General features: G+C 42.8%; 21 protein-coding genes. 15 read left to right on the plus strand and 6 right to left on the minus strand.

The features are described from left to right. Positions 1-214: 214 nt before the first annotated feature. The 4 genes from FTT87_RS01555 to tig all read right to left on the minus strand — a co-directional run bounded on the left by FTT87_RS01555 (position 215) and on the right by tig (position 4,581). A complete protein-coding gene (locus tag FTT87_RS01555; protein ID WP_180174213.1) occupies positions 215-928 on the minus strand; it encodes a DUF2846 domain-containing protein in 714 nt (237 codons plus the stop codon). Between the two features lie 186 nt (positions 929-1,114). Continuing rightward, positions 1,115-2,425, minus strand: coding sequence for an ATP-dependent protease ATP-binding subunit ClpX (gene clpX, locus FTT87_RS01560; RefSeq protein WP_180174214.1), 1,311 nt, complete (start codon positions 2,423-2,425; stop codon positions 1,115-1,117). Positions 2,426-2,452: 27 nt separating this feature from the next. Beyond that, positions 2,453-3,058: an ATP-dependent Clp endopeptidase proteolytic subunit ClpP gene (gene clpP / locus FTT87_RS01565; RefSeq protein WP_086175809.1), complete on the minus strand. Its 606-nt coding sequence runs from the start codon at positions 3,056-3,058 to the stop codon at positions 2,453-2,455. A gap of 191 nt (positions 3,059-3,249) precedes the next feature. Beyond that, the gene (gene tig, locus FTT87_RS01570) at positions 3,250-4,581 is read right to left on the minus strand and encodes a trigger factor (protein WP_086195412.1); all 1,332 of its coding nucleotides are present in this window, start codon (positions 4,579-4,581) and stop codon (positions 3,250-3,252) included. Between the two features lie 718 nt (positions 4,582-5,299). Here tig and FTT87_RS01575 point away from each other — a divergent pair. From FTT87_RS01575 to rdgB, 10 genes are all read left to right on the plus strand, one after another. Continuing rightward, entirely contained in the window at positions 5,300-7,579 is a 2,280-nt protein-coding gene (locus tag FTT87_RS01575; protein WP_180174215.1) for a TonB-dependent siderophore receptor, read from the plus strand. Between the two features lie 107 nt (positions 7,580-7,686). After that, complete coding sequence (locus FTT87_RS01580) at positions 7,687-8,370, plus strand: Fe2+-dependent dioxygenase (RefSeq protein WP_086195410.1); 684 nt, start codon at positions 7,687-7,689, stop codon at positions 8,368-8,370. A gap of 369 nt (positions 8,371-8,739) precedes the next feature. Continuing rightward, positions 8,740-10,989 carry a catecholate siderophore receptor Fiu gene (locus tag FTT87_RS01585; RefSeq protein ID WP_180174216.1) on the plus strand — a complete coding sequence of 750 codons (2,250 nt, stop codon included), beginning with the start codon at positions 8,740-8,742 and terminating at the stop codon, positions 10,987-10,989. Between the two features lie 151 nt (positions 10,990-11,140). After that, positions 11,141-11,824: a Fe2+-dependent dioxygenase gene (locus FTT87_RS01590; RefSeq protein WP_180174251.1), complete on the plus strand. Its 684-nt coding sequence runs from the start codon at positions 11,141-11,143 to the stop codon at positions 11,822-11,824. Further along, the gene (locus FTT87_RS01595; RefSeq protein WP_180174217.1) at positions 11,821-12,924 is read left to right on the plus strand and encodes an alpha-hydroxy acid oxidase; all 1,104 of its coding nucleotides are present in this window, start codon (positions 11,821-11,823) and stop codon (positions 12,922-12,924) included. Before FTT87_RS01590 ends, FTT87_RS01595 begins: the two co-directional genes overlap by 4 nt. Positions 12,925-13,193: 269 nt before the next feature. Next, entirely contained in the window at positions 13,194-14,891 is a 1,698-nt protein-coding gene (gene leuA / locus FTT87_RS01600) for a 2-isopropylmalate synthase (protein WP_180174218.1), read from the plus strand. Between the two features lie 88 nt (positions 14,892-14,979). Next, positions 14,980-16,140: a homoserine O-acetyltransferase gene (locus tag FTT87_RS01605; RefSeq protein WP_086175816.1), complete on the plus strand. Its 1,161-nt coding sequence runs from the start codon at positions 14,980-14,982 to the stop codon at positions 16,138-16,140. Next, positions 16,140-16,733, plus strand: coding sequence for a methionine biosynthesis protein MetW (gene metW / locus FTT87_RS01610; protein ID WP_086175817.1), 594 nt, complete (start codon positions 16,140-16,142; stop codon positions 16,731-16,733). The genes FTT87_RS01605 and metW overlap by 1 nt, the downstream gene beginning before the upstream one ends. Next, positions 16,730-17,317 carry a tetratricopeptide repeat protein gene (locus FTT87_RS01615; RefSeq protein ID WP_086195405.1) on the plus strand — a complete coding sequence of 196 codons (588 nt, stop codon included), beginning with the start codon at positions 16,730-16,732 and terminating at the stop codon, positions 17,315-17,317. Before metW ends, FTT87_RS01615 begins: the two co-directional genes overlap by 4 nt. Positions 17,318-17,424: 107 nt before the next feature. Next, positions 17,425-18,051, plus strand: coding sequence for an RdgB/HAM1 family non-canonical purine NTP pyrophosphatase (gene rdgB / locus FTT87_RS01620; RefSeq protein WP_180174219.1), 627 nt, complete (start codon positions 17,425-17,427; stop codon positions 18,049-18,051). 180 nt (positions 18,052-18,231) lie between these two features. Here rdgB and FTT87_RS01625 read toward each other — a convergent pair whose 3' ends face one another. After that, positions 18,232-19,113, minus strand: coding sequence for a permease (locus FTT87_RS01625; protein WP_180174220.1), 882 nt, complete (start codon positions 19,111-19,113; stop codon positions 18,232-18,234). Positions 19,114-19,305: 192 nt separating this feature from the next. Between FTT87_RS01625 and tatA the strand changes: the two genes are divergently transcribed. The 4 genes from tatA to FTT87_RS01645 all read left to right on the plus strand — a co-directional run bounded on the left by tatA (position 19,306) and on the right by FTT87_RS01645 (position 22,967). Next, the gene (gene tatA / locus FTT87_RS01630; RefSeq protein ID WP_180174221.1) at positions 19,306-19,524 is read left to right on the plus strand and encodes a Sec-independent protein translocase subunit TatA; all 219 of its coding nucleotides are present in this window, start codon (positions 19,306-19,308) and stop codon (positions 19,522-19,524) included. Between the two features lie 12 nt (positions 19,525-19,536). After that, positions 19,537-19,962: a Sec-independent protein translocase protein TatB gene (gene tatB, locus FTT87_RS01635; RefSeq protein ID WP_180174222.1), complete on the plus strand. Its 426-nt coding sequence runs from the start codon at positions 19,537-19,539 to the stop codon at positions 19,960-19,962. Beyond that, the gene (tatC, locus tag FTT87_RS01640; protein WP_180174223.1) at positions 19,959-20,735 is read left to right on the plus strand and encodes a twin-arginine translocase subunit TatC; all 777 of its coding nucleotides are present in this window, start codon (positions 19,959-19,961) and stop codon (positions 20,733-20,735) included. Before tatB ends, tatC begins: the two co-directional genes overlap by 4 nt. A 207-nt stretch (positions 20,736-20,942) precedes the next feature. Further along, complete coding sequence (locus tag FTT87_RS01645; protein ID WP_180174224.1) at positions 20,943-22,967, plus strand: PhoX family phosphatase; 2,025 nt, start codon at positions 20,943-20,945, stop codon at positions 22,965-22,967. A 38-nt stretch (positions 22,968-23,005) separates the two neighbouring features. On the opposite strand, the gene FTT87_RS01650 is transcribed toward FTT87_RS01645, so the two are convergent. Beyond that, positions 23,006-23,788 carry an NRDE family protein gene (locus FTT87_RS01650; RefSeq protein WP_180174225.1) on the minus strand — a complete coding sequence of 261 codons (783 nt, stop codon included), beginning with the start codon at positions 23,786-23,788 and terminating at the stop codon, positions 23,006-23,008. A gap of 93 nt (positions 23,789-23,881) precedes the next feature. Here FTT87_RS01650 and lgt point away from each other — a divergent pair, with 93 nt between their 5' ends. Then, on the plus strand, positions 23,882-24,694 hold the full coding sequence (gene lgt, locus FTT87_RS01655) for a prolipoprotein diacylglyceryl transferase (protein WP_180174226.1): 813 nt from the start codon (positions 23,882-23,884) through the stop codon (positions 24,692-24,694). Positions 24,695-24,729: the final 35 nt, after the last annotated feature.

The raw sequence follows: 24,729 nt of genomic DNA on the forward strand, positions 1-24,729 counted from the left end.
TGATGAAATACGGTATTCTGATGTGACAAAACCTGAGTCCTTTATAGTTAAAGTGTTTGTTTGCACTCATATTTTAACTATTTAGACTCAGGTTTTTTTATTTAAAGCAAACTATGGGACAGTAGTGCCCTAATGGGTGCTTTTTGTTTTAAGATAAATAACTTGTTTGCTCTAAACTACTTAAAGTCTATTTCACACATCCAGTATTCTTTCTTTACCAGGTTAAAGGATTCCACAGTTTAAAGGGTTTGGTCAGCTGTACATCTTCTGCTGGATCATATTTTGCAGGTTTCAGCTTTTGCGCTTTCTTACGCAACTTCCCGCTATTTTGATCGAGTGCAACAAAGTTATAACTTTCTGACTTCAGCTGAGTATAGGCGATTTCATTTAAGCCCATTTTTTCCGGCATCAAGATTAAAGGCCCCGAAACTTCACGACGGGTAGTTAAGTTTTCTTCATCATACTTAATAAAATAAGACTGTCCTGCCTGCACGGTAAAATCCAGATATTTGGGTTTTTGGAAATGCTGTACCCCCACAGGGCGGCTGGTGGATATGCGATAGGTTCCGGCAGGTAGTTCTACCCAGTAATAATGATTGTTTAATAAACTTGGAATATGTTCACTATTGATAAACAAGCTGGATGCCACAATTTCATGACGGTTCCACTTACTATCAGGACGGTATAAATAAACAATCGCAGCCTGATCGTTCTGTGCCTGAACTGGCTGAAAGCGCTGTCCTATCTTTTGATTAACCCAAGCACCAATGCTAAACATGCCAAAACGGTACTGTTCCAATAATCCCGGTTCATTTTCAGTATTGACAGGTTTTAAGGTCGATGTCGCTTGAGTGTGCTCCATAGCAGATTTGCCATGGCATCCCAATAAAATAAAGCTTGCACAGACTGCAATACAGACTCCACGCATGATTTTCCCTCACCGCGTATTTTTTTATTTTTGTACTAAACTGAATTAAGCACTTCATTGTTTGCTATATATTGATTTTATTTCGGCTTCCACGCCGAGTTCTTGAGATTAACATTAGGTTTTATTTTTGGAAATAAAAAACGCGCGAAAACACAAGTTTTCCGCGCGTTTCTGACGAATAGCGAATTAAGCAGATTTAGAATTTATCACTTTTAAATCTACTTTAGCCTCATTTTCAGTCTCTGATTTAGGCTGACGTTCTGCTTTTAACACCGGTTTTGCTTCACCAGAAATCACTGCATCATTCACAATCACAGTCCCGACATCGGTACGGCTTGGTAAATCATACATGGTTTCAAGTAATGCATTTTCCAGAATTGAACGCAGACCACGTGCACCTGTATTACGTTCCAAAGCTTTTTTCGCTACGGCACGTAATGCTGAATCTTCAAATACCAGATCCACATGCTCCATATCAAACAAATATTGATATTGACGGGTTAAGGCATTTTTTGGCTCAGTCAGAATCTGCATTAAGGCTTCTTCATCCAGCTCATCCAGAGTTGCGATGACCGGCAAACGGCCAATAAATTCTGGAATCAAGCCAAATTTCACCAAGTCTGTTGCTTCAACCTGACGGAACAAATCAGACAACTTTCGGGTTTCATTTTTGTTCTTCACTTCAGCAGTGAAACCGATCCCGCCTTTTTCCTGACGCTGTTGCACGATTTTCTCTAGACCAGAGAAGGCACCGCCACAGATAAACAGGATATTTGAGGTATCAATCTGAATGAACTCTTGCTGCGGATGCTTACGACCACCTTGTGGCGGGATTGAGGCAACCGTACCTTCGATCATTTTCAACAACGCCTGCTGGACACCTTCACCAGATACATCACGGGTAATCGACGGGTTTTCAGATTTACGGGTAATCTTGTCAATCTCGTCGATATAGATAATACCCTTTTGCGCTTTTTCTACATCATAGTCGGCTTTTTGCAACAGCTTCTGTACGATGTTTTCCACATCTTCACCGACATAACCCGCTTCGGTCAAAGTGGTCGCATCGGCCATGGCAAATGGAACATCAAGCAAACGCGCTAAAGTTTGTGCCAGCAAAGTTTTACCTGAACCTGTTGGTCCAACCAGTAAAATATTACTTTTTGCCAGTTCAACCGCATCATCATGCTTATGGCCGCTATGGGTCACTTTTAGACGCTTGTAATGGTTATACACTGCAACTGAAAGCGTTTTCTTGGCAACATCCTGACCAATGACATATTGATCAAGTGCGGCACGAATTTCGTGTGGCTTAGGCAACGGTTTGCTCGCCCAATCGCCCGATTCAACTTGCTGGCTGGTTTGGACTAAATCTAGGCATACGTCCACACACTCATTACAGATGTAAGCGTCCTCACCTGCAATCAGTTTCCCGACTTCAGACTGCGTTTTACCGCAAAATGAACAATGCTTTTGTCCTTGAGGATGATCGGACATATTCACTCCAATATAAAAATCTGAAAATTATGGACGTTTAGTAAGTACTTCATCCACGAGACCGTATTCTTTAGCAGCCTGTGCTGTCATAAAGTTATCACGGTCAGTATCTCTAGCAACAGTTTCATAGTCTTGACCACTATGCTCTGCCATTAAACGGTTTAAACGTTCTTTAATAAATAGAATTTCACGCGCGTGAATTTCAATATCCGATGCCTGACCACGGAAACCACCTAGTGGCTGGTGAATCATCACACGGGCATTTTCCAGGCAATAACGTTTACCCTTAGCACCTGCATTAAGCAGGAATGCACCCATAGAGGCTGCCTGTCCCATACAATATGTCACGACATCCGGTTTAATGAATTGCATGGTATCGTAAATGGCCATACCTGCAGTCACTGAACCTCCTGGTGAATTAATATAGAGGTGTATATCTTTATCTGGGTTCTCTGCTTCTAAAAACAACATTTGAGCAACAATTAAATTTGCCATGTTGTCTTCAACTTCACCGGTTAAGAAGATGACGCGTTCACGCAAAAGACGTGAGAAAATATCGAAAGAACGCTCACCACGAGAAGACTGTTCAACCACCACTGGCACTAAAGCGTTATCAATTGTTGGAACATACATACGTTATTTATTCCTAAATTTTTTGTTACTCAACTCATAGTCACAATATGAGGGATAATTGCCGAAAATGCAAAATATTCCCAATTAAATAACAGATATTTTTTATATAAGCATTGTGAATTCAGGACAGGTCACGATAAGCCTGTACATAAAAAAAGGCGCATGATGCGCCTTTTTTCGGTCAGCTAAGCTTAGCCTTGTTGACGAGCTTGTTGCTCTTTCAATAAGTCTTCATAGCTTACTTTTTTGTCAGTCACTTTAGCAGATGCCAAGATGTGATCAACTACTTGATCTTCTAATACAACAGCTTCGATTTGAGCACGTTGCTGTTTGTCATTTTTGAAGTATTCAATCACTTCAGTTGGGTCTTCGTAAGAAGAAGCCATGTCTTCGATGTAAGCTTCAACGCGAGCAGCATCAACTTCAATTTTAGCGTCCGCTAAAACCTTGCTCACCAACACGCCAAGTTTTACAGATTTTTCAGCTTGTTCTTTGAACAACTCATCTGGAAGCATGCTGCTGTCAAATGCTTTTGCACCTTGAGCACCAAACTGTTGAGTGAACTGTTGAATCATTTGTTGACGTTGACGGTCAATTTCTTGAGACAACATAGAAGCAGGAACTTCAACTTCGTTTGCAGCTACAAGTGCATCGAAAGTCGCGCCTTTTACCTGATTACGAAGACCATTTTTCACTTCACGTTCCATGTTTTTACGAACGTCAGCTTTTAATTTTTCAACGCCTTCTTCTTCAGTTAGACCGAAGATTTTCAAGAATTCAGCATCAACTTCTGGAAGTTTTTGTTTTTCAACTAGCTTCACAGTGATTTTGAATTGAGCAGCTTTACCCGCAAGGTTTTCAGCCTGGTAGTCTTCAGGGAAAGTAACATCAATTACTTTCTCTTCGCCTTTCTTCATACCAACGATACCGTCTTCGAAGCCAGGGATCATACGACCAGAACCTAGAACCAGTTTAAAGTCTTCAGCAGCACCGCCTTCGAATTTTTCACCGTCTACAGTACCTTCAAAGTCGAAAGTAACTTGCATGTCTTTTTTAGCCATGCCTTTGGTTTCAGTCCAGCTTGCACGTTGCTTTTGAAGGTTTTCGATCATTTGATCGACGTCTTTGTCGTTGACTTCAGTTGCTTTACGTTCAACTTCCAAGCCGTCAAATTTCACTTCAACTTCTGGATAAACTTCTACAGTTGCTTCATAAACAAGAGCGTCTTCTTTGTTTTCAACTTTTTCAATGTTTGGCATGCCAACAGCATTGATTTTCTCTTGTTGAATCGCTTCGAATACTGTGTCACGAATTACATCGTTCACAACTTCTTGATAAATACCTGCGCCATATTCACGACGTACTACATTTAAAGGCACTTTACCTGGACGGAAGCCGTTGATCTTCACAGTTTTAGCAGTGCGTTTTAAACGAGCTTCAAATTGCTCGTTCACACGGCTCGTCGGTACAGATACATTTAAACGACGGGCAACGCCCGAAACCGCTTCAGAAGTTACTTGCATGGCTTCCTCGATATAGAAATAGTAATTGCAATTTTGAAAGTGCCACATTATATGACAACATTGAAAGATATACAAAACCGGATGTTTTAACCATTAAATTTTAAGTATTCTGATCATAAAAGTCTGGCTTAATTACAACTTTGAACATCTGTAGTGCATAAACATCGCCATTTTCTATATTTTTTTACCGCTTTCGCCTATTTTTCGCTGTTTGATACTTTTTATTTCAGTATTTTTTCTGGCTATCTTTTGTGGTTCTCATTCAGCCCTGTTTTAGCCACAGTTCATAATTTTTGTCTAAATCCCCTGTTCCTCCTGCAAAAAGCTCTTTTGAGTAGAAATTTCATGATCGCATTCCCTGTTTTTATTTTTTACGAAAAAGATTATTTACTTAAAATCAGGAATAGCCTTTAAAAGTAGAATTACACGCTTGGACTCAGCATAAACATTGAATACAAAATGAAATTTTTGTTGGTAATTGGCTATATCACTGTTAAAAAAATTAACATCAATATTCCCAATTAAAAATAGAAAAACCATTAAAATATAAGATACATATATAAATCAATAAATTAACTTTAAATAGCCACATTATTTGATTCAAAAAACAAATTGATAACTTAAAAATGATTACCAATTACAATTATAACTCATAGTGATAAAAAATAAGAATCATTATTATTCTCATACGTTTTCACAGTACCCTTTTGAGTTCGAAATGGCCTTCATTAAAACACGCAAAAAAATCGTATCTTCTGCGATTGTTTCCTCACTTTCAGTGATGTCAGCGAATACATTTGCACAAGATCAAGTTGCTCAACTTGAAACTATTCATACTCAGGCGGAAGTAGAAACAGCTCAAGGTTTAAAAGTAGACCAATCTGCCAACTCCAAGTTTGTTGCTCCTTTGCTGGATACGCCTAAATCAGTTTCTGTAATTTCAAAGCAATTGATTGAAGATACTCAAGTGACAACTTTAAGCGATGCTTTGCGTACAGTGCCCGGTATTACTTTAGGGGCTGGTGAAGGGGGTAACCCGAATGGTGACCGTCCATTTATTCGCGGTTATAACTCAGAAAGTTCCATGTATGTCGATGGTGTGCGCAACGCGACTTCACAAAACCGTGAAATGTTTGCTGTAGAACAGGTTGAAGTCACTAAAGGTTCAGCTTCTGCTTTAAGTGGTGCGGGTGCTGCGGGTGGTAGCGTTAACATGATTTCTAAAGTCGCAAAAAAAGGTGACTTTTTGGAAGGCTCTGTTGGTGCAGGTACCGATAATTACCAGCGTATTACCCTAGATGGCAACAAAGATTTTGGTAATGGTATTGCAGCGCGTGTTGCAGTATTAGGACACCACAATGAAAAAGCAGGTCAAGCCGATGGGACTGAATACAAACGTGCCGGGATCGCTCCAAGTATTACTTTTGGTTTAGACACCCCTACCCGTGCAACTTTAAATTATTACTACCTAAAAACAGATGATACCCCTGATTCAGGTGTACCCTACAACAACCCAACTGGATATTCCCAATATTCAGGAAAACCAATTGATGTCAAACAAGGCATTTACTACGGTTGGGAAGACCGTGATTTCCAGAAACAGGAAAATCAGGTGGGTACAATCAAGTTAGAACATGACCTGACTGACAATCTAACCATTTCAAATACAGCTGTTTATAACAACTCTAAAAATGATTATCTGTGGACCAACCCAGATGATTCTCAAGGGAACATTTATAAAACCGGTAATGTATGGGCACGTGTAAACTCTCGTGTTGCCGATACAGATACCTTTACCGACCAATTAGCATTAACCGGTAAATTCAATACTGGTGCCTTAAAGCATAGCTTTAACTTAGGCGCAGAGTATTCAGATCAAGAAACAGATCGTACCCAATATATTATTAATGGCTTGTCTGCCACAGGTGCAGAATACAACAAATGTAGCCCTGCCGATATTGCTTCGGGCTGGTGTACTGCTGTTCAAAACCCTAATCGGGGACCATGGACAGGAAGTATCAGTACTGAAGGTGCAGACCAATACAATACAAAAACCAAGTCCACTTCTGTTTACTTCCTGGACAGCATTGAGTTCCATCCACAATGGATTTTAGATTTGGGCGTGCGTTGGGATAAGTTTGATACAGAGCAAACCATGACCTATGGTGCACGAAATAGTGCTGTGACTGCAACAACCCCTACAGCTCAAGCTGGCGACAAAGTAACAACAGAAAGTGATACTGACTTCTTTACTTATCAAGCAGGCCTTACTTTTAAACCGGTTGAAAACGCTTCAATCTATGCCAGCTATGCAACATCTGCAAACCCTGTGGGTGTAGATGCTGGTGACGGTTCTGAAGGTATTGGTGCAAATTATAGCAACTTGGATCCTGAAGAAAGCCAGACTTTCGAAATTGGGACCAAATGGGACCTTTTACAAGATCGCTTGAATTTAACTGCCGCTATTTTCCGTACTGAAAAGCAGAATGCGCGTATCCAGTTGAGTCCTACTACTTATAGTAATATTGGCGAAAGCAAAGTTGACGGTATCGAGCTGGGCTTGAACGGTAAAATTACAGATCAATGGGAGATCAGTGCAGGCTATACCTATCTTGATAGTGAAGCGACCAAGAATGGCGTCAGCTGTCGCGGTACAACCTGTACTGACCAAACGGTATTTAACGGCAACCAAATGCCGAATGTTCCTAAAAACAGCGCTACACTTTGGACAACCTATCAGGTTCTGCCACAACTGCAACTTGGTGCTGGTGCAACTGCTATGGACAAAGTCTATGGTGATTTGGCCAATACCAAATACGTTCCAGGTTATGTACGTTACGATGCCATGGCACGTTACAACGTTAACGAAAATGTTGACCTGCAATTGAATGTCAATAACCTGTCTGATGAACGCTATTTCACTAAAGCATATGCATCTCACTACGCCACTGAAGCAGAAGGTCGTAGCGCAGTATTGTCACTAAATTTCAAATACTAAGCTCAATTAAAACCATAAATTAATTATGGATTTAATCTAAAATAGCCTCATAATAATGAGGCTATTTTTATAGCTAAAAGAATTCATTCTTCCAAAGGTGTATTGTCGTGATCCATCATATTCCTAACGTCCTGAGTAAAGAACAAGTTCAATATTTCCGTGAAGAAATGGCAAAAATTGAATGGGTCAATGGTAAAGTCACTGCCGGTACACTGTCTGCCACAGTCAAACAAAACCAGCAACTGCCTGAAGATCATCCCCTGACTCATCACTTAAGTACCATCATTTTAGAATCATTGGGTCAGCATCCCTTGTTTTTATCTGCGGCCATTCCTCTCGACATTATTCCGCCACTGTTTAACCGTTATGAAAACAATGAAGCTTTTGGTTTTCATGTCGACAATTCCATCCGCCGTATCCGTGGCAGCAATGACCGCTTACGAACGGATTTATCCTGCACGGTTTTTTTAAGCGACCCGGAAGAATATGAAGGTGGCGACCTGGTGGTTGAAGACACCTATGGCTATCATGAGGTTAAACTACCCGCGGGCGATATGATCCTCTACCCTTCCACCAGTGTGCATGAAGTCACGCCAGTAACCTCCGGCTGCCGTCTCGCGTCTTTCTTTTGGGTACAAAGCATGATCCGTGATGATGCGGAACGCCACATGCTGTTTAATCTGGATCAGTCCATTCAGAACTTGCGTATGCAGTTGGGTGACAAGCACGAAGAGGTCATTAAACTCACCAATCTCTATCATAATTTAATGCGTAAATGGGCTGAACTCTAAGCTTAAAATCATGAAAAGCGCATGATTCAAGTGCTGCATGAATGTTGAGGATGATTTTAATTTTCCTAAAACTGAGCAGCAGAGTTAAGCATTTCATTGTAAGTCAGTATAAAAATCCCAGCCTAATCATCATTCTTTTTCATTAGCGCAATGGATTGAGCACATCCACTGCGCTTTTTTAAACCACATTTTAAATAAAAACGAATAATCTTCTATAAATTTATTGCAAATAATAATAATTATCATTAATATTTGCACCATTGTTACAATACATAACAATCTATCCACTTTTAGTTCCAGATTACTGACCACAAAAGTTGCAAAACAGTATTGGAATTCTGTCTTATACGAAACTAGGGATGACTGACCATGGCACAAATCAAAAGCCGTAAACACCACAGAAATGCTCAACTGGTTGCCTTAGCAGCCTCGTTCCCGCTCATGAATCATGCAGCAGCAAGCAATGGTGTCACCCAGCTGCCAACCATTACCGTGGAATCTAAAGCGGAAAATAAATATAAAGCCGATAGCGTCAGTTCCCCAAAATATACCCAGCCACTGGTCGATACCCCGCAAACCGTTTCCGTGATTAAAAAAGAACTATTAAAAGAACAAGGTGCGACGTCTTTGGTTGAAGCCTTAAGAAACACACCGGGAATTACCCTGCAACTGGGTGAAAATGGCAATACCAGTGCCGGCGATGCCTTTCAAATGCGCGGTTTTTCGACTCAAACCTCTACCTATGTCGATGGTATTCGCGATTTGGGTGCAGTCACCCGCGATGTCTTTAACCTGGAACAGATTGAAGTGGTCAAAGGCCCTTCTGGTGCGGAAGCTGGTCGTGGTGCAGCATCAGGGTATATCAACCTGGTCAGCAAACTACCACAGACTGAAAATAGCCGTGAAGTTTCTGCCACTTACAATACTGCAGAACATGCCCGCCTGACTGCTGATATCAATCAGGTAATTAATGATGGCATTGCAGTTCGTTTAAATGCCATGGGACAGGACGGCGGCGTTGAAGGCCGCGACTTTATTGAAAACAACGGCTGGGCCATTGCACCCTCGATTGCTTTTGGCCTGGATAGCGATACCCGCCTGTATCTCTATTCACAGCATATTCGTCAACGCAATATTCCGGATGGCGGTATCCCAACTATTGGCATGAAGGGTTTCTACAATGCCGATTCTGCTTTAGCTTCAGCACCTAAAGTGAATCGCGAAAACTTTTATGGTCACGTCGATGACCATGAAGATGTCGATGCAGATATGTATACGGCAAAGATCGAAAGTGATCTGGCTGAAAAGGTCAAACTGACCAACATCACCCGTTTGGGTAAAACCAGTATGAACCGTGTTTTAACCGGGATAAATACCGGTTCAGCCGGTTTAAGAACCAATGGTTCAAATGATCCAAAAGACTGGGAAGTTAACCGTTCACGTCAGGGTGTCGATCAGGAAAATAAGATTCTTGCTAACCAGAGTACTTTGAACCTGAATTTAACAACCGGTGCCATTGAGCATGATGTAGTTGCAGGTTTGGAATTTTTAAAAGAACAGCAACATACGAAAACTATGGCTACGCAAATGCCGGGTCAAGCGACAGTAGCCACATCTTGGGCCAATCTTTATGATCCAGATCGCAATGAAGCAATGCCTGGCCTGATGTATAATGGGGGCTATACCCATGGTGAAACTGATACAGCTGCCGCCTATTTATTCGACACGCTTAAATTTGGCGAGCGCTTCCAGCTGAATGGTGGAGTACGGGTCGACTATTACGACACCGAATATGATGCTTTGACCTTGCCATCGGGTAGCAGCAGCTTGGTCCCTGCTAGTTTTGGTGCACATGACACCTTGGTCAGCTGGAAACTGGGAGGCCTATTTAAACCTACGGCTAAAAGTAGCGTATATGCTTCTTATGCCAAATCCCTGACTCCTCCGGGAAGCGCCAACTTTAGCCTTTCAGCAACCGGAATTAACAGTGCTGCTGCCAAACCGCAAGAAACCCATCACTATGAAATTGGCACCAAGTGGGATTTGCTCAATGATCAACTGGCACTCAATGCTGCTGCCTATTACACTGAAAATGAAAACCAGTTTACTCAGGATGCCATTACCCAAGAATCCATTCAACAAGGTAAAACGACCGTGAAAGGGGTTGAACTGAGTGCTGTGGGCAAAATCACGGATGCATGGAATGTATCTGCCGGCGTGGCTCATATGAAAACTGAACAAGAAGATCAGCTCAGCGTGAATGCAACCACAGGAGCAATTACCCGAACCAACAATGTGCGCTGGTCACCGGAATGGACTGCAAGCTTATGGTCTACTTATGATGTTTCCGGCTTTAAACTGGGCTTGGGTGCGCGCTATGTAGACGAACAAAAACGTGTCATTACCGACAGCACGGCAGCGGCGAATATGCCTAACATTCCAGGCTATGTGGTATTTGATGCCATGGCGGGCTACAGCTTGAATAAGAACGCTTCGGTCAACTTGAATGTCTATAATCTGGCAGACAAGGAATACATCAGTACCCTCAATAATGGCGGTGGCCGTGTGATATTAGGACAACCGCGTTCTGCAGCTTTAACCTTTAACTATAAGTTTTAAGCCATTCGCCAAGTCTTAGCAGATTGAGTATAAATATAGTGTGTTAGATTTAGTGACTGTTGACTCCTCGTGTATGAAATAGCAACTGTACCTAATGCACTACATGATTTATTTTTGAATCCAATTAATGTTAGGGATGCAGATCAAGCTGATGATGTTACATATTCCTGAAATTCTAAGCAAACAGCAGGTTGTCGAGCTACGACAACAATTAGATAACAGTCAGGCCTGGATTCAGGGTCAGCACAGTGCCGGCTTTCAGGCACAAAAAATAAAAAATAATCTACAGATTGATCCCAACAGCATTGCTTATCAATCCTTTGCGGCCAAAATTCTTCAGGCCTTACAACACAACCTCCAGCTCAAATCTGCGGCATTGCCCAAGCATATTCTTCCGCCTTTATTTAACTGCTATCAGGATCAGGGGCATTATGGCAATCATGTCGATAATGCCGTGCAATATTCCAGCAGCATCGGACAAGCTATTCGTACTGACGTTTCCATCACCGTGTTTTTATCTGAACCGGATGAATATGCAGGTGGTGAACTGATTGTGGAAGACAATTATGGCAGTCATGAAGTCAAGCTCGATGCGGGAGATGCCATACTCTACCCGGCCACCAGTTTACATCGGGTGGAACCGGTGACCCAAGGCAAACGGATAGCGGCATGTACCTGGATACAAAGCATAGTCAAAGATGACTGGCAACGCAGCATGCTGTTTAACCTCGACATGAACATTATTAAATTGCGCCAGCAGATTGGCGATAACGAAGAAATTCTGGGTTTGACCAGTCATTACCATAACCTATTACGCCAATGGGGCGACCTATGAAAACCGTTGCACCCCTTGCTCCCCTCTCGCAGATTCCGGCTTATTTACAAACCATTGCCGATTATGAAATTGAAGCACAAAAGCATCTGCCTGATATGGTATGGCAATACTTGCAAGGCGGCTCTATGGATGAGGTCAGCGTTCGCGCCAATCTGGATCAGTTTCAACAGATTCACTTATTGCCCCGAATGCTCAAAGACCTGACTCAAGGTCATACCCGCTGTAAAATTTTAGGGCAGGAATATCCGCACCCAATTTTTCTGGCCCCGATTGGACACCAGCAGCAGTTCCATCCTGAAGCTGAAGCAGCAACCGCACTGGCCGCAGAAGTATTGGGCAGCAATATGGTACTCAGTACCTTTAGCAATACTGACATGCGCCAACTGAAACAGGACAATCCATACAAGTGGTTTCAACTCTATTGGCAAGGTGACCGGGAAAAATCGCTGGTGCTGGTAAAACTGGCCGAACAGCACAATTTTAAAGCCCTGGTGATTACCGTGGATTCACCGCATACTGGTATCCGTGACCGTGAACGCCGGGTATTTTTCCATTTGCCGGAAGGCATGCAGCATCCGCATACAGCGGCGCATATCCCCTTGCCTGAACTGCATGAGGGGGATCATCCCGTATTTAATGGTTTGATGAAAATTGCACCGACTTGGGAGGATATTGCCTGGATGGTTCATCAGACCTCATTACCGGTTATTTTAAAAGGAATCGTCAATCCGCAGGATGCGCTGCTGGCCATACAGCACGGCGTACAATGCCTGATTGTATCCAATCATGGTGGTCGTGTATTAGATACTTGCATTCCTCCACTGACTGCATTGCAGTTGATTAAAAAAGTGCTGCCGGCCGATTTTCCGCTGCTCTATGATGGTGGGATTCGCCGTGGTTCAGATGTGTTTAAAGCCCTTGCCCTGGGTGCTGCGGCGGTTTTCATCGGGCGTCCTTATATTTATGGACTGGCAACTGCGGGAGCACTGGGTGTGGCACATGTGATTAAAATACTGAAGGAAGAATTTGAGATTACCATGGCATTAATGGGAACAGCCACGCTAAATGACATCACTGATGAGTATATTTTCCATAAATAGTACTGCTTATGGAAAATATTTCCCACGCTCCAGTTTTATATGCAAAAAAAGAAAAATATTTCCAGAATAAATCCAGTAAGATTAAGTTATAGCTTTGCAAAAGCTGCGATAAAGCCAAGTGATAGGAATTGATGGTTTTTTTATAACTTTCGACCCATCCTTTTAGGTACCCAGCTTGCAAATTAATAGAATAGACACAATCTATATTCGTAGTACGTTGCCGTGATCTACCCACTGAAAGCAACCCATGCTACTCAAGGAGTTACCTCATGATGTTGGCTGATCCAAGTAAAAAATATCGTCGCATGTACCAGCGTGTAGACTTGCCAGACCGCCAATGGCCAAATAACGAAATTACCAAAGCGCCAATATGGATGAGTACCGACTTACGTGATGGTAACCAAGCCATTTTTGAACCGATGGATATGGATCAAAAATTCAAGATGTTCCAGATGTTGGTGAAAATTGGTTTCAAACATATTGAAATTGGCTTCCCGTCTGCATCGCAAATTGACTTTGACTTCACCCGTAAATTGATTGAAGAAGGTCATATTCCGCATGACGTGTACATTGAAGTTTTGGTGCAGGCTCGTGATCATTTAATTCAGCGTACTTTCGAATCCTTGGTCGGTGCGAAACGTGCCATCGTGCATATCTACAACTCCAACTCTCCGACTTTCCGTCAAAAAGTTTTGAATGTCGATGTGGAAGGTGCTCGTCAGTTGGCGATCAATGCTGCGACCAAAGTGAAACAATACGCAGCACAATATCCTGAAACTGAATTTGTATTCCAGTACAGTCCAGAATGTTTCTCTGCAACCGAATTGGAAGTGGCGAAAGCAGCCTGTGATGCCGTGACTGAAATCTGGGAAGCATCACCTGAAAATAAAGTCATTTTAAACTTACCTGCAACCGTAGAGGTATCTAGCCCGAATATCTATGCCGACCAGGTCGAGTGGATGCACCGCAATATCGAGCGTCGTGATGGTGTGATTATTTCCGTACACTGCCACAATGACCGTGGTTGTGGTATCGCAGCGACTGAATTGGCGATTATGGCGGGTGCAGACCGTGTCGAAGGTTGTGTATTTGGCAATGGCGAACGTACTGGTAACGTCGATGTGGCAGCTGTGGCCTTGAACATGTATACCCAGGGTGTTGCACCGCACCTAGATTTCTCCAACATTAACGAAATTATTGCCACTGTTGAAGAATGCACAGGCTTGCCAGTCCACCCTCGCCATCCATATGCAGGCGACTTGGTGTTCACTGCATTCTCCGGTTCACATCAGGATGCCATCAAGAAAGGTTTTGAATTCCAGAAAAATGAAGAAATCTGGGATATGCCTTACTTGCCAATCGATCCTAAAGACTTGGGCCGTGATTACGATGCCGTGATTCGCGTGAATTCACAGTCGGGTAAAGGTGGTATTGCCTACTTGTTAGAATCCAATTACAACGTGGTGTTGCCGCGTCGTTTACAGATTGAATTTTCGCAAGTGGTTCAACAGGTGACTGACGAGCAAGCCAAAGAAGTTTCTGCACAAGACATCTGGGCATTGTTTAAAGATACTTATGTGGCCGTGAAAGATTCACATTACTCTGCTAAAAACTACAAATTGTCCGATGAAAATGGCAATCAAGTCATTGAGTTAGATATTGAAGTAAACGGCGAAGTTCAGCACTTGCGTGGTGAAGGTAACGGTCCGATTTCTGCCATCTTGAATGCATTACAGTTGCCAATTGATGTGTTGAACTATGAAGAACGCAGTATCGGTTCTGGTGCAAATGCCAAAGCCTTGGCCTTGGTTGAGCTTCAGGTCAAAGGTGCCGGTAAATCAGCCTTTGGTGCTGGAGTGCATGACAACATCGTGACCTCATCTATCGAAGCGATTATTGCCTGCACCAACCGCTTGATTGACCAGGGTGTATTAAGTACCGATCAGGTCATTGCTGCTGCCGTATAAGCAATATCAAATAAAAAACTTTAGAAAGGATACCCTCAAGTGGTATCCTTTTGTTATTCATCCTAAAGATTTAAGGCGAAAATTTCCTGTGTCTTTTCCAGCTGACTCAGTGGGCTTAGTTACCCCGCAAAAGTTTATTTTCGAAGAGCCGTTAGAGCTCGAATGTGACCGAATTCTTCCACGTTTTGAGCTCATGGTCGAAACTTATGGCGAACTCAATGCCGACAAATCCAATGCCATTCTGATTTGTCATGCCTTGTCTGGCCATCACCATGCGGCAGGTTATCATCATGAAGATGACCGCAAACCGGGTTGGTGGGATGCATGTATTGGACCAGGTAAAGCCATTGATACCTCTAAATTCTTTGTCGTCGCCCTGAATAATATTGGCGGTTGCAGCGGTTCAACCGGCCCGATTTCGCCCAATCCGGAAAATGACAACCGTCCTTATGGACCGGATTTTCCTCTGGTCACCGTGCGTGACTGGGTCAAAACCCAGGCCCTGCTCTCTGACCGCATGGGCATTGATGTCTGGTATGCCATTATTGGCGGTTCTCTGGGCGGCATGCAGGCTTTGCAATGGTCGGTGGATTATCCGGACCGTTTAAAAAAATGCGTGATCATTGCCAGTGCTCCAAAACTATCGGCACAGAATATTGCCTTTAACGAAGTGGCACGTCAGTCGATTCTGTCTGATCCCGACTTCCATAATGGCCGTTATCTGGAAAATGATAGCTATCCTAAACGTGGCCTGATTCTGGCACGTATGGTCGGTCATATTACCTATCTGTCTGAAGAAGCCATGAAACAGAAATTTGGCCGTGACTTGAAGTCGGGCAAATTTATGTACGGTTTTGATGTCGAGTTCCAGGTTGAAAGTTATTTGCGTTATCAGGGCGAGCAGTTCAGTCGTAACTTTGATGCCAACACTTACCTGATTATGACCAAGGCGCTGGACTACTTTGACCCATCACGCGAGTACGAGCAGTCCTTGAAAAAAGCCATGGCCAATACCCAATGCAAGTTTCTGGTGGTGTCCTTTACCACCGACTGGCGTTTTACCCCGCAGCGTTCACAAGAAATTGTCGATGCACTGATCAGCAACCATAAACCTGTCAGCTATGTCGATATTGATGCAGAACAGGGTCACGACTCGTTCCTGTTCCCGATTCCGCTTTACGTTAAATCATTACGTGCATTTTTAGGTGGTGCAGAACACCTCGAAGCCACACCTAAGGAGACTGTGTAATGCGTATCGATCATCAACTGGCAGAAAAATGGATTAAACCCGATTCCAGCGTACTGGATTTAGGCTGTGGTGATGGCGAACTGCTGGCACATATGAGTAAAAAGCACAATATTCGTGCATATGGCCTAGAAATTGATCAGGAAAAGATTGCAATTGCGGTAAGTCGGGGGTTAAATATTATCCAACAAGACTTAAACCTCGGTTTAAGCCGCTTTGCAGACCAGTCCTTCGACTATGTGGTGATGGCACAGGCCTTGCAAGCTGTAGATGCACCAGACGTATTATTGCGTGATATGGTGCGTGTGGGGAAACAGGCGATTATCACCTTTCCTAACTTTGCCCACTGGAAGACCCGGTCTTTCTTGGCATTAAAAGGAAGGATGCCGGTTTCGGAAGCTTTACCGTATATGTGGTATAACACGCCAAATATTCATTTATGTACTTTCCGTGATTTTGAAGCACTGTGTGCGGAAAATGATATCCGGATTATTAATCGACTTGCCGTGAATGGGGATCAGCAAGGTAGTTTACTCAGTAAACATATCCCGAATCTGTTTGGTGAAGTCGCTATTTATCGAGTGAGCGCACTATGAAAAAAATATTATTAAGCACACTATTGGCTGGACTGTTTAGCATTCAAGCCCATGCAGAATATGTTGCACCTACGGCATCGGTTTCGAGCCAGGCTGCGCAGTATTCTGTTATGGATATTAACAACCTGACCAAAGCTGCCAAAGCCGGTCAACCCGCTGCACAATTTTATCTCGGTACCCGATATCAGCAAGGCAGAGAGGTCCAGAAGGATGAGCAGCAAGCTTTTTCCTGGTACAAAGCTGCTGCCGATCAAGGTCTGACTGCTGCACAATTGAATGTCGGTCGTATGCTGGCTGATGGTATTGGCACCAAAAAAGATGAAGCTTTAGCACGTAAATATTTTGAAAAAGCAGCAAGCCGTGGCGATAACCGTGCCAGCTTTAATCTGGCCATGATGGAAGAACAAAAGAAAAACTATGTCGGCGCATATCAGTGGTATGAATTGTCTACCCGTGATGGCATGCTCGACAATAAAGTGATTTCACTGTCTGAAGGCAAGAAAACCGCTTTGGCTGCTAACTTGAGCCAAGAACAGATTCGTCAAGCGCGTGACCGTGCGGACAAGTGGATTCAGGCACAGTAATTCTGCCTAATTCTATAAAGCACCTTCGGGTGCTTTTTTATTGGCTGATTGTTAGTCCCTATTTCAGGTAAAATTGAACTTATTTTAAAGATTAGAGTTTTTATAGAATGTCTGCACAAGATTGGTTATCTCAAGGCACACTTGTTCTTGCGAGTAACAACAAAGGGAAAATTGCTGAATTTGAAAAAATGTTTGCCGAGTTAAATCTGCCTGTTGAAGTGATTCCTCAAGGCAAACTGAATATTGAAGATGCAATTGAAGATGGTTTGAGCTTTGTTGAAAATGCCATTATTAAAGCCCGTCATGCATCTAAAATTTCAGGCAAACCGGCAATTGCCGATGATTCCGGGATTTGTGTTCCTGTACTGGGTGGTGCGCCAGGTATTTATTCTGCTCGCTTTGCCGGCGAACATGGTAATGATACCTCCAACAATGAAAAACTGTTAACCCGACTTAAACCGCTTCGTAAAGAAGGTGAAAGTATTGAGGGCATGTTTGTTTGCGTACTTGCGCTGGTTCAACATGCTGAAGATCCGCTGCCTCAAATTTTTCAAGGCATCTGGACAGGTGAAGTGCTGGAAGCGCCTCGTGGCGAAAACGGTTTTGGTTATGACCCGCTATTCTGGTTGCCTGAACTGGGTATTTCTAGTGCAGAGATGAGTAAGGAAGATAAAAATAAAATCAGCCATCGTGGTCAGGCGATGCAGTTGTTTAAGGCGAGCCTAGAGAAGTAATTTCCGCCTCTTATTACCTCCTCTCCTTTTGGGAGAGGGCTGGGGTGAGGGATTTTTAAAATACATCTCTCCCTAAACCTACTCCTAGTAGGAGAGAAAAAAATTATCTTTCTCTAAAGCAAAGCTTTTAGACCCTCTCTCTAACTCTCTCCCACAGGGAGAGAGGACTTTTTTATATTTTTATAAACCCGACACCAATGCATGCAACATTACGCCATAAATCCCGATCAATATCGCACTGGCCACAGTACCCGACGCAATATATTTTGCTGAATAGCCCGTCCCCTGATAATGCGTTTCCAGTGCCACAATATTCGCTGCTGGCGGCAATATAAAGAACATCAACATCACCGCAAACGTCAGCCATTGATGCGGAATCGGCAAAAACAGATAAGCTGCTGCACACAATAAAACAGCCAACAGCATACGGCTACTGATGATCAATAAGCTACGTTTCAAATCCCTCCAGCCGATTCTGACTTTACTCAGCCACATGCCCAAAATGCACATCCCAGCAAAAGTCACCAAGACCTTATTGGTTTGGTAAATCAGCTGAATTACCGGATGAAATTCATATTTGCTTAAATCCCAACCAGATAGCAGGGTGGCGATACTTAATGCAATAACAGGTGGTGAAAGCAGCACATTTTTAATAATAAATCCCCTATCCTGCCGGGTTTCACTCACCGCCATCACTGCACAGATATTGCCAAATAAAGAGCCGCCGATATATAAGGCGACAATGGTGCTGCTGGCTTCCGGCCCAAAGACGGCTAAAGCAAAAGGAAGGCCTAACCATGCACCATTCAAATAACTAAAACACAGGGCACGTAATTTGTCTTGTTGAAAATAATAAAAACCACTGAAGAAAATAATCGAACTGAACAAGCTGAAACCGATCAGCCATAGACTGCCTTCTTTATAAAACACCATATTGTAAATGATCAGTAGCGGTATAAAGAGACGGGCCAGCAAAGCTGCCAATAATGGCCGGATCGGCTTTAAAACATGCACTCCCCAATATCCGGCAAGAAAAGAAATAAGAGGAAGAATCAGTGCCATGAGGGTGCAAACTTGGTTTTTTACTTAAGAAATCCATCCTAGCACAGCTGATATTCAAACATGATCTTGCAGGACTCATTTTTCATATTCATCTAGCCATGAATCGCTTTGTCTTAAAACCGAAACAGAAACGTCACCGCTTTGTCATCAAAGCCTGTTGAGATAAGGACAACAAAAATAGAGGAAAATAACATGGCAGGATTATCAATTTGGCACGTTGTCATTTTTGCAATTGTGGTGATTTTATTGTTTGGCACATCCAAACTGAAAAATCTGGGTAAGGATATCGGGGGGGCCGTTAAGGATTTTAAAAAATCGATCAAAGATGATGATGCTGAACATGCTCAACTGCAAGAACCCCGCACCATTGATGCTCAGGTTAAAAACACTGAAAATACTGTAAAAAGCTAAGCGAGTGCAGCCATGCTAAATGTCGGTATGACTGAACTGCTGTGCTTTGCCATTATTGCACTGCTGGTTTTGGGTCCTGAAAAACTGCCCGAAGCTGCGCGTTTTGCCGCGAAATGGTATGGTAAAGCGAAGCGCTTTATTCATAGTGTTCAAACCGAAGTCGATCGGGAACTGAAACTTTCAGAGTTTCGTGAAGAAATTCAGAAAGAAATTGACCGCATGACAGAAATAGAACAACGCTTGCAAAAGCAGCTGGATCATTTGACCCAGTCAACACAACAAGAAAAGACTCAAGAGCCATCTTCCCCCCTTTATTATACCTGGCTCAGTCCGTGTCGTTTGACACCCTTTTCAGCGAATTTTGTTCAGTTACATGGCGCTGATGCAGTCAAGGTTTCACGCTCTTATCTCCCCTCTACATTGAAGATTGCCGTATGAGCCAAAGTCAATTGCCTACTGCTGAAGTCAAATCAGAGACTGAAAATCTGGAACAAATGCCTGTGATGCAGCATTTAATCGTTCTGCGTCAGTATCTATTTAAAATCGTTGCTATTACCCTGCTGCTGTTTTTCTGCTTATTGCCATTTCGCAATTATACTTATCAGCTTTTGTCAGAACCGCTCAGACAACAACTGCCTGTCAGTTCCACCATGATTGCCACCGATGTTACTGCAACCTTTATGGCACCGTTTAAGCTGAACTTATTTGTGGCCTTGATGCTGGCGATGCCGCTCATCATATACTTCCTATGGTCATTTGTACGCCCGGCCCTGTATGAAAAAGAGCGTCACCTCGCTATTCCACTTTTAGCTGGTAGTATTTCTTTATTTTACTTAGGCATAGCTTTTGCCTACTTCATTACCTTGCCGGCAATTTTGCATTTCTTTATCAGTGTGTCGCCGGAGAGCGTTGCACCAATGACCGACATCAACAGTTATTTAGGCTTTTGTTTAAAACTGTTTTTGGTGTTTGGATTAACCTTTGAAATTCCAATTATCACTTTAGTCCTGATTCTGATTGGTGTGGTCAGCACGCAAAGTCTGGCAGAAAAACGCCGCTTCATTGTGGTGGGCTGTTTCTTTGTCGCCATGTTTGTGACGCCACCGGATGCACTTTCCATGGTGATGCTTGCCATTCCCATGTGGTTATTATTTGAAATAGGATTATTTCTTGGAAAGATGTTAGAAAAGCGCCATGCATTCAAACCATAATCACACTGCTTTTACTCGGCTCCAAACCTGAAACGCAAGTTTGGAGTTTTTATTTATATATATTAAGGTATTGATTTTATTATTTTTAAATAAAATAAATTGTCTTTAAATTGACCAAAAAGTGTAAAAAAACTGTCATCACCCGTTTATACAATCGCTCATGATAATCAACTAAACAATAACTTAATTACACTTTACGGATTTAATATGACAACCACTTCTCATCAGCCAACTCGTCGCGATCTTTTAAAATGGTTTTCTGGAATTCCTTTTTTACCGCTTGGGGCAATGGCCACAACAGCAGCATTAACGGGGTGTAATAATAGTGATTCAGACATCATTACCACTCCACCGACAAAACCTGTCAATTTTAAAAGTGCTAAATTTACCCCAATGGTTGCGCCGAACACGGTTGCTGACATGGCGACGACATCGGTTAAATCAAAACTACAAATTACTTGGGATGATGCAACAAATACAGAATATCAGCTTGCATATAAACCCTTCTTTGTTACAGGTCAAACTGTGCCAAAACATGGTGGTGGAACAATTGTTGCCGGTGGCTATTTTGATGTGAATGGCAACCCAATTATGGATAAATCCGTCGTAGGACAAGAACGTCAATTCTTTTCTGATGCTCCAGATGGTTCATCTTTAATTCATTTGAAAGATGCAAAAGTAGACGGTGTGACGACCCCAATATTCCATGTGGTTCAGTTTGAATATAATTCAAAAGACCAGTCAGGTGCAGATACCTACGGTCAATTGCCTTCTCCAATTGCTATTCTTACACTTGACCAAGATCAAAAAACAGGTCATCTAGAACTTAAAAAATATTTCAACGTGAATACTGCACCGGTGCACGGTTTATGGATTACTTGTGGTGCAAGTCTTTCTCCGTGGAATACCCATCTTTCAAGTGAAGAATATGAACCTGATGCTTTCAACCAAGGCATTGGTGGTCCAGCTCCAACTGGATTTGGAAAATATTTCTTTAATAATGATATGACCAAAGTAAAACCATATAACTATGGCCATTTACCCGAAGTGATCGTGAACTTAGATGGTACAGGTAGCATCAAGAAGCATTATTGTTTAGGTCGTATTTCACATGAACTAGTTCAGGTCATGCCTGACAATAAAACCGTCATCATGGGTGATGACTATACCAATGGCGGTTTCTTTATGTTCATTGCAGATAAAGAGAAAGACCTTTCTGCGGGAACACTCTATGCTGCTAAATACAAAGATGAATTAAATGAAACCTCTACAGCACGTATCGAGTGGATTAAGCTTGGTTCTGCAACCAGCAAAGAAATTGAAGATCTGGTCAATGTTCAGAATATTCAACCAACAGACATCATGGAAAGCTTAAACGTAAATCCAAATGATGCCAGCTATACTGAAATCACATTGGCGAAGAAAAAGCTTTGGGTCAAAATCAAACCAGGTATGGAAAAAGTAGCCGCTTTCCTGGAAACTCATCGTTATGCGGCCCTGATGGGTGCGAGCATGGCATTTACCAAAATGGAAGGCACAACGGTAAATATCAAGGATAAAGTGGCTTACTCGGCACTTGCCAACATACAAGACTCAATGGTTGTAAATACAAGCAGTTACGTTGCTGCGCATAATATTAAATTCGCAAAAGCATTAAAAGCCGGTGGCGTGCTTGCACATGACCTTAAAGGTAATCAAGTTGACAGCACAGGAACACTTATTCAAAGTGAATGGATACCTGCGCAAAGTCATATGTTACTAATGGGTGAAGATATTAGCATTGATACTTTTGGTAATACGGCAAATCCAGAAAAAATTGCTAGTCCAGATAACTTAAAGTTCTCAGAAAAACTACGCACTTTGTTCATCGGTGAAGATTCAGGCAACCATTTAAATAACTATCTATGGGCATATAATGTTGATGCAAAAACATTGGACCGTATCTTATCTACCCCAGCAGGTGCAGAATCAACAGGTTTGCATGCCGTAGATGAAGTGAATGGCTGGACCTACATCATGAGTAACTTCCAGCACCCAGGTGATGAATGGAATCGTTTCTATAAAATCGATGCTGTAACTGGTGCACGTAGCGGCTTAAGCACAGATTTACTGACGCAAATTGACACTGCAATTGATGCAAACTACAACAAAAAGTTCGCTGCGGCGGTGGGTTATATTACGGCTGACCCAATCGCTCCATCAATGCAAAAGAAAGCAATACCAAGTAAATAAACTGCCTTCTAAAAATGCCGACCTCGTGTCGGCATTTTTTATGGGCTTAAAGGTAAATTTATCTGGATAATATTGCCTTGGGTTGTCCCTTGCTGGGATTTTTCCTGCCATTGCCATTGCTGATTTTTCATCCGTAGAAAATTGGAACAGCGTGTACCATAGACCGGGCTTTGAATAAAAGTGGATGAAAGCAATTCCTCCATCTCTAAACTAATGCCGGTTTGGGGCAAAAGCTCGGGAATAATTTTCCGTTCATCTTCCAGAATATCCCAAACCGCAAATTCCAGATCTGCTTCGGATGTCGTTGTCTGCTGGAGCATCGGTAAAAATTCCTGGGTAAAACGTTTACGTAAATGTCGGGTCTTTTCCCAATGCTCGGTCATTAAACCATTGGACACCACATACACGCCTTGGGCTAAAACCTGCGGTGCTTCACCACGGTTACTCATATAAACCGCCTGATTTGAATCACCTAAAAATAAATTAAAGCCGGCATAATCACGCTGGCGTTTTTCCAGCGCTTGAGCAAAGCGGATCGGGGTTAAATCGGATTCCAGAAAAGCCTGAATCAAATGACCGCGTGAAGTCGGATACTGTGTTTTATCGCTGGCATCCCTGAAATTGGTTAACACTGCCCAGCGACCTGATGCAGTAATCCCCATCCACGTACCACCGGACTGCAAATCTTTTCCGGCAATAATCGGACTGTTTTCCCAAGCGTACAATGCTGCACTCGGCCGCTGATAAAACTCATCCCGATTGGAAATCAGACATAGAGGAGTATCCGGCAAAACTTGCCAGGCTAAAGCGACAATACACATAATTCATGCTCTTCATCTTTACACATTGAATGTACAACATTTTTCCCAGGTTTCAGCTAAAATCTGTGCAAAACATAATGACAAGGAACAGGAATGCTGACCTATCCAAATATAGACCCGGTTGCGGTATCGCTGGGACCATTACAAGTCCACTGGTATGGATTGATGTATTTACTGGCATTTTTATTTGCCTGGGGACTTGCCACCTATAGAACCAAACAACGTGATGGCTGGACACCTGACATGGTCTCTGACCTGATCTTCTATGGTGCCTTAGGGGTCGTGGTCGGTGGTCGTGTAGGCTACGTATTCTTTTATGGCTTTGAACAGTTCATGGCCAATCCACTATGGTTATTTCAGGTCTGGACCGGCGGCATGAGCTTCCATGGTGGATTCCTGGGTGTGATGCTTGCCATGCTATTCTGGTGCAAAAAATACCAGAAAACCTGGTTTCAAACGCTGGACTTTATTGCCCCTTGTGTCCCGACTGGCCTGATGTTCGGTCGTATTGGCAATTTCATTGGTGGTGAACTGTATGGCCGCCCGGTTTCTGATTCAAACTTTGCACTGGGGATGATCTTCCCTACCGATCCCTTGCAATTGGTCCGTCATCCCTCACAGCTTTATCAGGCTTTGGGCGAAGGTTTAATCCTGTTTATTGTATTGTGGTGGTTCAGCTCCAAGCCGCGTCCACGTATGGCAGTTTCTGCCCTGTTCCTGATCGGTTATGGTATTGCCCGTTTTGTGGTGGAATTCTTCCGTGAACCCGATAATGGCCAGCTATTTATTGGCTGGATGAGTAAAGGCCAGTTCCTGACTGTACCGATGATTTTGATTGGCCTCTGGATGATGTGGTATGCCTATCAAAAGAAAATCTATGATTGGGGTCCACAGAAAAATAGCTGAATAAAATTCCTTCTCCCTGAACTTAAGTTTAAGCA

Origin of the sequence: Acinetobacter sp. YH01022, from assembly GCF_013420235.1 — a bacterium.
Classification (GTDB): Bacteria; Pseudomonadota; Gammaproteobacteria; order Pseudomonadales; family Moraxellaceae; genus Acinetobacter.

Coding starts and splice junctions, on each gene's coding strand:
- FTT87_RS01645 (WP_180174224.1), top strand. CDS start 20,943: ATGACAACCACTTCTCATCAGCCAACTCGTCGCGATCTTTTAAAATGG.
- rdgB (WP_180174219.1), top strand. CDS start 17,425: ATGTCTGCACAAGATTGGTTATCTCAAGGCACACTTGTTCTTGCGAGT.
- clpP (WP_086175809.1), bottom strand. CDS start 3,058: ATGTATGTTCCAACAATTGATAACGCTTTAGTGCCAGTGGTGGTTGAA.
- FTT87_RS01650 (WP_180174225.1), bottom strand. CDS start 23,788: ATGTGTATTGTCGCTTTAGCCTGGCAAGTTTTGCCGGATACTCCTCTA.
- FTT87_RS01590 (WP_180174251.1), top strand. CDS start 11,141: ATGATGTTACATATTCCTGAAATTCTAAGCAAACAGCAGGTTGTCGAG.
- FTT87_RS01575 (WP_180174215.1), top strand. CDS start 5,300: ATGGCCTTCATTAAAACACGCAAAAAAATCGTATCTTCTGCGATTGTT.
- tatC (WP_180174223.1), top strand. CDS start 19,959: ATGAGCCAAAGTCAATTGCCTACTGCTGAAGTCAAATCAGAGACTGAA.
- lgt (WP_180174226.1), top strand. CDS start 23,882: ATGCTGACCTATCCAAATATAGACCCGGTTGCGGTATCGCTGGGACCA.
- FTT87_RS01615 (WP_086195405.1), top strand. CDS start 16,730: ATGAAAAAAATATTATTAAGCACACTATTGGCTGGACTGTTTAGCATT.
- tig (WP_086195412.1), bottom strand. CDS start 4,581: ATGCAAGTAACTTCTGAAGCGGTTTCGGGCGTTGCCCGTCGTTTAAAT.
- FTT87_RS01585 (WP_180174216.1), top strand. CDS start 8,740: ATGGCACAAATCAAAAGCCGTAAACACCACAGAAATGCTCAACTGGTT.
- clpX (WP_180174214.1), bottom strand. CDS start 2,425: ATGTCCGATCATCCTCAAGGACAAAAGCATTGTTCATTTTGCGGTAAA.
- leuA (WP_180174218.1), top strand. CDS start 13,194: ATGATGTTGGCTGATCCAAGTAAAAAATATCGTCGCATGTACCAGCGT.
- FTT87_RS01625 (WP_180174220.1), bottom strand. CDS start 19,113: ATGGCACTGATTCTTCCTCTTATTTCTTTTCTTGCCGGATATTGGGGA.
- metW (WP_086175817.1), top strand. CDS start 16,140: ATGCGTATCGATCATCAACTGGCAGAAAAATGGATTAAACCCGATTCC.
- FTT87_RS01555 (WP_180174213.1), bottom strand. CDS start 928: ATGCGTGGAGTCTGTATTGCAGTCTGTGCAAGCTTTATTTTATTGGGA.
- tatB (WP_180174222.1), top strand. CDS start 19,537: ATGCTAAATGTCGGTATGACTGAACTGCTGTGCTTTGCCATTATTGCA.
- FTT87_RS01595 (WP_180174217.1), top strand. CDS start 11,821: ATGAAAACCGTTGCACCCCTTGCTCCCCTCTCGCAGATTCCGGCTTAT.
- tatA (WP_180174221.1), top strand. CDS start 19,306: ATGGCAGGATTATCAATTTGGCACGTTGTCATTTTTGCAATTGTGGTG.